The sequence below is a fragment of the Janthinobacterium foliorum genome (genome assembly GCF_978021625.1).
Genome location: NZ_CDXDQE010000033.1, coordinates 1 through 7,482 on the forward strand (window position 1 = coordinate 1; position 7,482 = coordinate 7,482).

Here is a 7,482-nt window from a genome sequence, read left to right on the forward strand (position 1 = left end):
CAAGTTGGTCCCACCCCTTCCCATCCCGAACAGGACCGTGAAACAACTTTGCGCCGATGATAGTGCTGCAACCAGTGTGAAAGTAGGTTATCGTCAGGCTTGTTATTCGCAGTAAGAGAAAAACCCGCTCAGCAATGAGCGGGTTTTTTTTTCGTCTGGCGGTTTTGTTTGATGCGCTTTAATTCCCCCTACAATGGCGTATGCGCATCCTGATCATTGAAGACAATCCCGATATCCTTGCCAATCTCTACGCTTATCTGGAGCCGAAGGGCCATGCGCTCGACTCGGCCATGAACGGCTATGCGGGTCTGGCCTTGCTGGCTCAACATGACTACGATGTTATCGTGCTTGATGTCATGCTGCCGGGCCTGACGGGACTGGAATTGTGCCAAAAACTGCGCGATGAATTGAAAAACAGTACGCCAGTGCTGATGCTGACGGCGCGTGACACTTTGCAAGACAAGGTCGCCGGTTTCGATAGCGGGGCCGATGATTACCTGGTCAAGCCATTTTCCTTGCTGGAACTGGAGATCCGGCTGAAAGCCTTGCTGCGCCGCGCGCGCGGGCAAACCACGGGCGCGGCCATATTGACAGTGGGTGAGTTGCGTTTTGATCTGGAAAAGTTCGAAGTCCGGCGTGCCGGCCAGGTATTGACCCTGACCAGGACCGGTTACACCATCCTGAAATGCCTGATGCGCGAAGCGCCCAAGCTGGTGCCGCGCGACATGCTCGAGCATGAGGTCTGGGGCGATGAGCGTCCCGACAGCGATGCCCTGCGCACGCACATCCATGCACTGCGCCAGGTGCTCGACAAACCATACGCCTTTCCCATGCTGCGCACCATCCCCGGCATCGGCTATAAATTACTCAGTGAAGATGCGTCCGTTTAGCTCCCTGAAGCGGCGCATCATCGTCGCCTACTTGTTGTTCGCCGTGGCGGCGAGCATCTTTTTTGCCATCATGGCCGGCATCGCCGTCGAAGGCATCGAAGTGCGCCTCGTCGACGAGCGCCTGAAGGAAGTGGCGGCCTGGGCCTCGCCCAGGCGTGCTGCCGGTTTGTCCGTCGAGATGCCGGCCGGATTGAGTTTTCATCATGCCGAAGATACGCCGCCACCGTTGCGAGGCCTGGCGCCGGGCATGCATGAAAAAACCGTCGACGGCGCCGACTTGCACGTGCTGGTAGGCAGCGATGTGCATGGCGAGTTCGTCGTCATCGACCAAGCCACCGAATATGAAAAAATCGAGCTGGTGGTGTACAGCATGTTTGCCCTGGGGTTTCTCGGCTTCCTGATGTGCGCTTCGCTGCTGGGAGCATTCATCGCCAACCGCCTCATCACGCCGATCATGGCCTTGACGCGCGCTGTCAAGGCTGGCGCACCGGCTTTGCCGCTGCAGGATCGCACCGATGAATTGGGGGTATTATCGCGTGCTTTTGCCGACCGTACGGCGGAATTGACGGAAGTTCTCGACCGTGAACGCTTTTTTACGGGAGATGTCAGTCATGAACTGCGCACGCCGTTGACGGTGATTACGGGCGCGGCGGAAATCCTGATGGAGCAAGGTCCCACCGATCCTGTCGTGCATTCCGCCTCTGAGCGCATCGCCCGGGCCGCGCGCGAAGCCAGCGATTCCGTAACGGTGCTGCTGCGCCTGGCGCGTGCGCCCGAGCTGCTGGAATGTGCGCCACTTTCCGTGGCGGAACTGGCCCGGCAAGAGTGCCAGCGCTATCAATCGTATACGGCGGGCAAACCGCTCACACTGGTGTTTGCGGGCGGGAGCGATTTTCTCGTCAACGCGCCGCGTGAATTGCTGAGCGCTGCGATTGGCAACCTGGTGCGCAATGCCTGTCAATATACGCTGCAGGGCGAGGTGATCGTGCGCCTGGCGCAACGCGCCCTGATCGTCGAGGATACGGGGCCGGGCTTGTCCGCAGCGGCGCGCGCCCGCCTGCTGCATCAGCCCATGCCGGTGAACTTGGCGGGTTCGTCAGGTACCGGCCTGGGCTTGGGGCTGGTGCAGCGCATTTGCCGGTACCTGGGCGCCGGCCTGGAATTCAGCGTTCGCCCTGGCGGTGGCACGCTGCTGAGCATTGATTTTAGTTAACGCCTTCCTGCATTTTTGCGTGTTTAACGAAAAATTAACGCGCACCTGACGTGCACTTCATCCCGGTACTTGTAAGGTTCCGCCACGCTCGTCTTGCACCGCCCGTGTTGTTGGCGGCGCGCGCCGTCATGTTCCCTTCATCTTGACACTGTACGATGGCTTGCGTGGCAGCTGCATTCTGCGGCCATTCCTTTCATATCATCGAGTAATTGTGCACATCCATGCTGGCCAAACTGAAACTTCTCAAAACCCCCAAGGGTATCGATAGCGTACTGATGCTGTCGGCCATGCTGATCATCTGGATCGGCAATTACAGCAATCTCGACTTGACGTTGGCCGACAGCATGTTTGATGGCGCGCGCGGGCAGTTTTCCGGCAACGCCAGCGGGCTGGCGGCCAATCTGCAGTTCGGCCTGATCCTGCTGGCCGGCGCCACCATCCTGCTGGCCATCTGGGATGCGTTGCGCCCCTTGCGCGTGTCCGCATCGCGCCGCACGGCCTTGCGGGTCCTGGCGCTGTCGGCCTTGCTGGTGCCGCTCGGCATCTATCTGCTATCCCTGTTCAGCGGCGTGCTGTGCCCGACGGATTTGCTGCGTTATGGTGGACTCGAATCGTATGTGCGCTTGCTGGACAGCGTGCCGGAGCAGTCGTCTGCCATGATGTGTCCGTCGGCCATGCAGGCGAGCACCGCGTGGTGGCTGCTGGCCGTGCCGCTGTTTTTCTGGCCGCGCCAGCCACGCCTGGCGGCGCTGGCCGCAGGCGTCATGCTGCTGTGCGGCTTGGGACTCGGTTGGCTGCAACAGATGCAAGGGGCACAGTTCTTCACGCATACCTTATGGTCGGCCTGGATCGCCGCCTTCCTCGTGTATCTGCTGTATCAACTGCTGAAAGCCGATGACGCGTTGGCCTGAAATACAAAAGTACGTCACAATCTGCCTGTCGAGTTGTCGTTTCATACAAAAACAGGAGCGCCATGAACGAGCAGATTGCGAGAGAAGTAGTATTGGTCCGGGCTATCGAGACGGCTGACCAGAAAAAAGAAGTCCTCAGCGAGGACGATCGCATGTATGCCAGCCGCAGCGCGCGGGAGCTTGCCCAGTGGCAAGCCTCTGGCAAGCAGGCCGAGGTGACGGGCGACGATTTCCTGCAGCAGCGTTCCGAGCTGATCCTCAAGCGCATCACCGAGCGCACGCCTGCCTTCGCCGCCTTTGCGAAACGCCGCAACGGCATGAAAACCCTGGCACTGACCTTGCCCCTGCTGTCCCTGCTGCTGGGTGCCGGGCTCGACCGCATCACGGACCCGCACCGCGTCGACTTGCTGTCCGCTCCCTTATTGCTGATCATCGCCTGGAATCTGCTCGTCTATCTGGGTTTGCTGATCTGGCTCTGCATTCCTTCCCATTCCCTCGGCTGGCCGAAAGCGGGGCTGGTGCGCCGCCTGAGCATAGGCCGCCTGGCCCTGCCGCGCAAGCTGCCGCATGCGCTGTCCTCGGGCTTGCTCAGTTTCATGGGGGAGTGGGCGCACTTGAGCGCCAAGCTGACGGCCGCGCGCCTGAGCCGCACGATACACCTGAGCGCCGCCATGTTTGCCATCGGCGCCGTCGCCTCGCTGTATGCGCGCGGTTTCCTGTCGCAATACGCGGCTGGTTGGGAAAGCACGTTTCTCGGTGCCAGCCAGGTGCACAGTCTGCTCTCGACCTTGTTTGCGCCGGCCATCGCCCTGTTCCACCTGCAAGGTTTTTCACTGGCCGAAATCGAGGCGCTGCGCTTCCCGCAAACCACGAACGTCGAAGGCGGCGCGCGCTGGGTGCATCTGTATGCGGCAACCATCTTCCTGCTGGTGGTCGTGCCGCGCGTGATCCTGGCGCTGCTCAATCATTGGCGCGCCGCGCGCCTGGCGAAACATTTTCCACTGGATCTGGATCAGCCGTATTTCCGCAAGCTTAATGAAAGCATCGGCGTGGCCACGGGCGGCATGCTGCGCGTGTTGCCCTACAGCTTTACAGTCGATGAGGCACGCCACAAGGGCTTGGGCCAGTTATCCCTCATGCTGTTTGGCGAACAGGGCCGTGTGATGCTGCGGCCATCGACCTCGTATGGCGAGGAGCCGCAGGATGTCTTGCGCGGCACGGACTTGAATGATCCGCAAGTCAATATCACGGCCGTACTGTTCAACCTGACGGCGACGCCGGAAAAGGAAAATCACGGCGCTTTTCTCGATTATCTGGTGCAATCGTCGGCGCGCGGCATTGCCGTGCTGATCGACGAGTCCAGCTATCTGGAACATGCTGGCGAGCAAGCTGATAATGCTGCCCGCCTGGCGGAAAGAGTGGCTCTGTGGCAGCAGTTTTGCCAATTCCACAAAACTACGGCCACCGTGGTCAATTTACTCAATCCTGCCTTGCATCCGCTCGACGCGGGTGTGGGGTTGAAAGTATCGGCAGCAGCATGAGCGTGAATGTGAACAAAGGTGAGCAGGGTGATGCGGTGCAGATACAGTTTGCCCTGATTTCGCATACGAATAATGGCAAGACCACCCTGGCGCGCACCCTGGTGGGCGTGGATATCGGCGAAGTGCGCGATGCCGCCCACGTGACGGTGTTTGCGGAGTCGCATATCTTGCTGGCCACGCCGCAGGGCGATAGCCTGCAATTGTGGGATACGCCCGGCTTTGGCGACTCGGTGCGGCTGCTCAAGCGCCTTGGCCAGTCCGGCAATCCCATCGGCTGGTTCCTGCGCGAAGTGCTGGACCGCTATCGCGACCGCCCGTTCTGGCTCAGCCAGCAAGCCTTGCGCACGGCCAAGGATGCGGCCGACGTCGTGTTGTATCTCGTGAATTCTTCGGAACATCCCAAGGATGCGGGCTACCTGCCGGCGGAGATGAAAATCCTCGAGTGGCTCGGCAAGCCCGTGGTGGTCTTGCTCAATCAGATGGGGCCGCCACGCGCGGGCAACGAGGAGCATGGCGAGCAGGCGCGTTGGCGTGAGCATTTGCAGCAATATCCCATCGTGCGCGACGTCCTGGCGCTCGATGCCTTCGCCCGCTGCTGGGTGCATGAGCGCGTGTTTTACGAAGCGGTAGGCAAATTGCTGCCAGCGGCGCAGCAGGCCGGCTATGCGCGCTTGTTTGCCACATGGCAGGCCCAGAACGCGGCGCGCTTCCAGCAGGCCATGCATTTGCTCTCCACGCAACTGGTGGTAGCCGCCCAGGATAGCGAGGCGATCGCTCCCGTTTCCAAGGGGCTGTTGAAATCAGCCTTGCAAGTGGTCGGCATCGGCAAGAATGAAGAACAGCAGCGCCAGGAAAAGGCCATGGCCAATCTCGTGGCGCGCCTGAATACGCGCAGCGGCGAGACCACGCGCGAACTGTTGATATTGCATAAGCTCGATCCCACCGATGCGCACAAGATCAATACCCGGGTGCGGGAAAACTTTGCCGTGCGCGCGCCGATCGACAAGGCGCAAGCCGGTTTGCTGGGCGCGATGATTTCCGGTGCGGCGACGGGCTTGTCGGCCGATCTGATTTCGGGTGGCCTGACCCTGGGCACCGGCGCGCTGCTTGGCGGTGTCGTCGGCGCGCTGACATTTGCCGGCGCCGCCTGGGGGTTTAATTCCGGTACGGATCGCAATGAGCCGACCATGCAATTTACGGATGCTTTCTTGCGCACCCTGGTGGTGGCGGGCGTGCTGCGGTATCTGGCGGTGGCGCATTTTGGCCGTGGCCGCGGCAATTTCGTTGAAAGCGAAGCGCCGGCATTCTGGCAAGATGAAGTGGAACAAGCGGTGGCGCGCCATGATGCTGCATTGGCCGAAGTGTGGAAAGACGTGCGCCGCGAGAAGTCCGGGGAGCTGGCCGCCGATCGCGCGCAGCCGGTTATCACGGCGATCACCTCCGATGTGCTGGCCCGTTTGTATCCGGACGTGGCGCAGCAGCTGTAAATGCGGGCCGCCAGCGTCTATCTCCGGCGTCTGCTTCCAGCGTCTGTTTCCAGCGCCATTACCAACAGGATTCTCCATGCGTACACATAAAATCGCGGTCATCGCCGGTGACGGCATCGGTAATGAAGTCATGCCGGAGGGCTTGCGCGTCATCGAGGCCGCCGCGCGCCGATTCAATATCAGCCTGCAGTTCACGACCATGCCCTGGGCCAATTGCGATTATTACCTGGAGCATGGGCAAATGATGCCATCGGACTGGTTTGCGCAGCTCAAGGATTTTGACGCCATCTATTTTGGCGCCGTCGGCTGGCCAGACAAGGTGCCTGATCATATCTCGCTATGGGGCTCCTTATTAAAATTCCGGCGCGAATTCGATGAATACGTCAATTTGCGGCCGGTGCGCCTGATGCCGGGCGTGCCTTGCCCGTTGGCGAACAAACAGCCGGGCGATATCGACTTCTATGTGGTGCGGGAAAATACGGAAGGGGAATATTCGTCCGTGGGCGGGCGCATGTTCGAGGGTACCGAGCGTGAAACGGTGCTGCAGGAATCCGTGTTTACGCGCAAGGGTGTCGACCGCATCTTGCAATATGCATTTGAACTGGCGCAAAGCCGCCCCAAGAAGCACCTGACATCGGCGACCAAGTCGAACGGTATCGCCATCAGCATGCCGTACTGGGATGAGCGGGTCGAGGCGATGGCACCAGCGTTTCCCGATGTCCGCTGGGACAAATACCACATCGACATCCTGGCAGCCCGTTTTGTATTGAGCCCCGAACGCTTTGATGTGGTGGTGGCGTCGAACCTGTTTGGCGACATCCTGTCCGACCTGGGCCCTGCCTGTACGGGTACGATCGCTATCGCGCCATCGGCCAATATCAATCCGGAGCGCACCTTCCCGTCCGTGTTTGAACCGGTACATGGTTCCGCTCCCGATATCTATGGCCAGAATATCGCCAACCCCATCGGCATGATCTGGTCGGGCGCCATGATGCTTGATTTCCTCGGCAATGGCGACGCCAATTACCGGGCCGCGCATGACGCGGTTCTGCGCGCCATCGAGCAGGTGCTGGAGCACGGTCCGCGCACGCCGGACATGGGCGGCAGTGCCAGTACAAGCGATGTCGGCATGGCGGTTGCAGCATTGCTGAAATAAAGCTTGCCGCCCTTGGGCGGCTTGGCTATAATTCGCCCCCTCGCTGAACGACGCATGCAAATGCCGAGTGAAGTAGAGAAAAAGAAGGAGTTGACGGACGTAGCGAAATGCTTCATACTCTTCCTTCTTCGCAGCTGACAAACACAACGCTTTGTCAATAGCGCGAAAGCAGTACCGAATACAGTTCTTTAACAATTAACAGTCGATAAGTGTGGACATTTGATGCAAGTGCAGCGTTACTTCGGTAACGTCATACTTAAAATATCAAATGTTCACGAAGAAAT

The 7,482-nt window shown here is 59.8% G+C and carries 6 protein-coding genes and 1 rRNA gene; all 7 read left to right on the plus strand.

The window, feature by feature from the left end:
• A 5S ribosomal RNA gene (gene rrf, locus ACZ92H_RS29240) occupies nucleotides 1–99 on the plus strand; the annotation flags it as partial.
• 101 nt (nucleotides 100–200) lie between these two features.
• Nucleotides 201–890: a response regulator transcription factor gene (locus ACZ92H_RS29245; RefSeq protein ID WP_465051958.1), complete on the plus strand. Its 690-nt coding sequence runs from the start codon at nucleotides 201–203 to the stop codon at nucleotides 888–890.
• A complete protein-coding gene (locus ACZ92H_RS29250; protein WP_465051957.1) occupies nucleotides 877–2,103 on the plus strand; it encodes a sensor histidine kinase in 1,227 nt (408 codons plus the stop codon). The genes ACZ92H_RS29245 and ACZ92H_RS29250 overlap by 14 nt, the downstream gene beginning before the upstream one ends.
• A 221-nt stretch (nucleotides 2,104–2,324) precedes the next feature.
• Nucleotides 2,325–3,014: a phosphatase PAP2 family protein gene (locus ACZ92H_RS29255; RefSeq protein WP_465051956.1), complete on the plus strand. Its 690-nt coding sequence runs from the start codon at nucleotides 2,325–2,327 to the stop codon at nucleotides 3,012–3,014.
• Between the two features lie 62 nt (nucleotides 3,015–3,076).
• Nucleotides 3,077–4,555: a DUF2868 domain-containing protein gene (locus tag ACZ92H_RS29260; protein ID WP_465051955.1), complete on the plus strand. Its 1,479-nt coding sequence runs from the start codon at nucleotides 3,077–3,079 to the stop codon at nucleotides 4,553–4,555.
• Nucleotides 4,552–6,042: a DUF3482 domain-containing protein gene (locus tag ACZ92H_RS29265; RefSeq protein ID WP_465051954.1), complete on the plus strand. Its 1,491-nt coding sequence runs from the start codon at nucleotides 4,552–4,554 to the stop codon at nucleotides 6,040–6,042. The genes ACZ92H_RS29260 and ACZ92H_RS29265 overlap by 4 nt, the downstream gene beginning before the upstream one ends.
• 76 nt (nucleotides 6,043–6,118) lie before the next feature.
• Nucleotides 6,119–7,198: a tartrate dehydrogenase gene (locus tag ACZ92H_RS29270; RefSeq protein WP_131379043.1), complete on the plus strand. Its 1,080-nt coding sequence runs from the start codon at nucleotides 6,119–6,121 to the stop codon at nucleotides 7,196–7,198.
• Nucleotides 7,199–7,482: the final 284 nt, after the last annotated feature.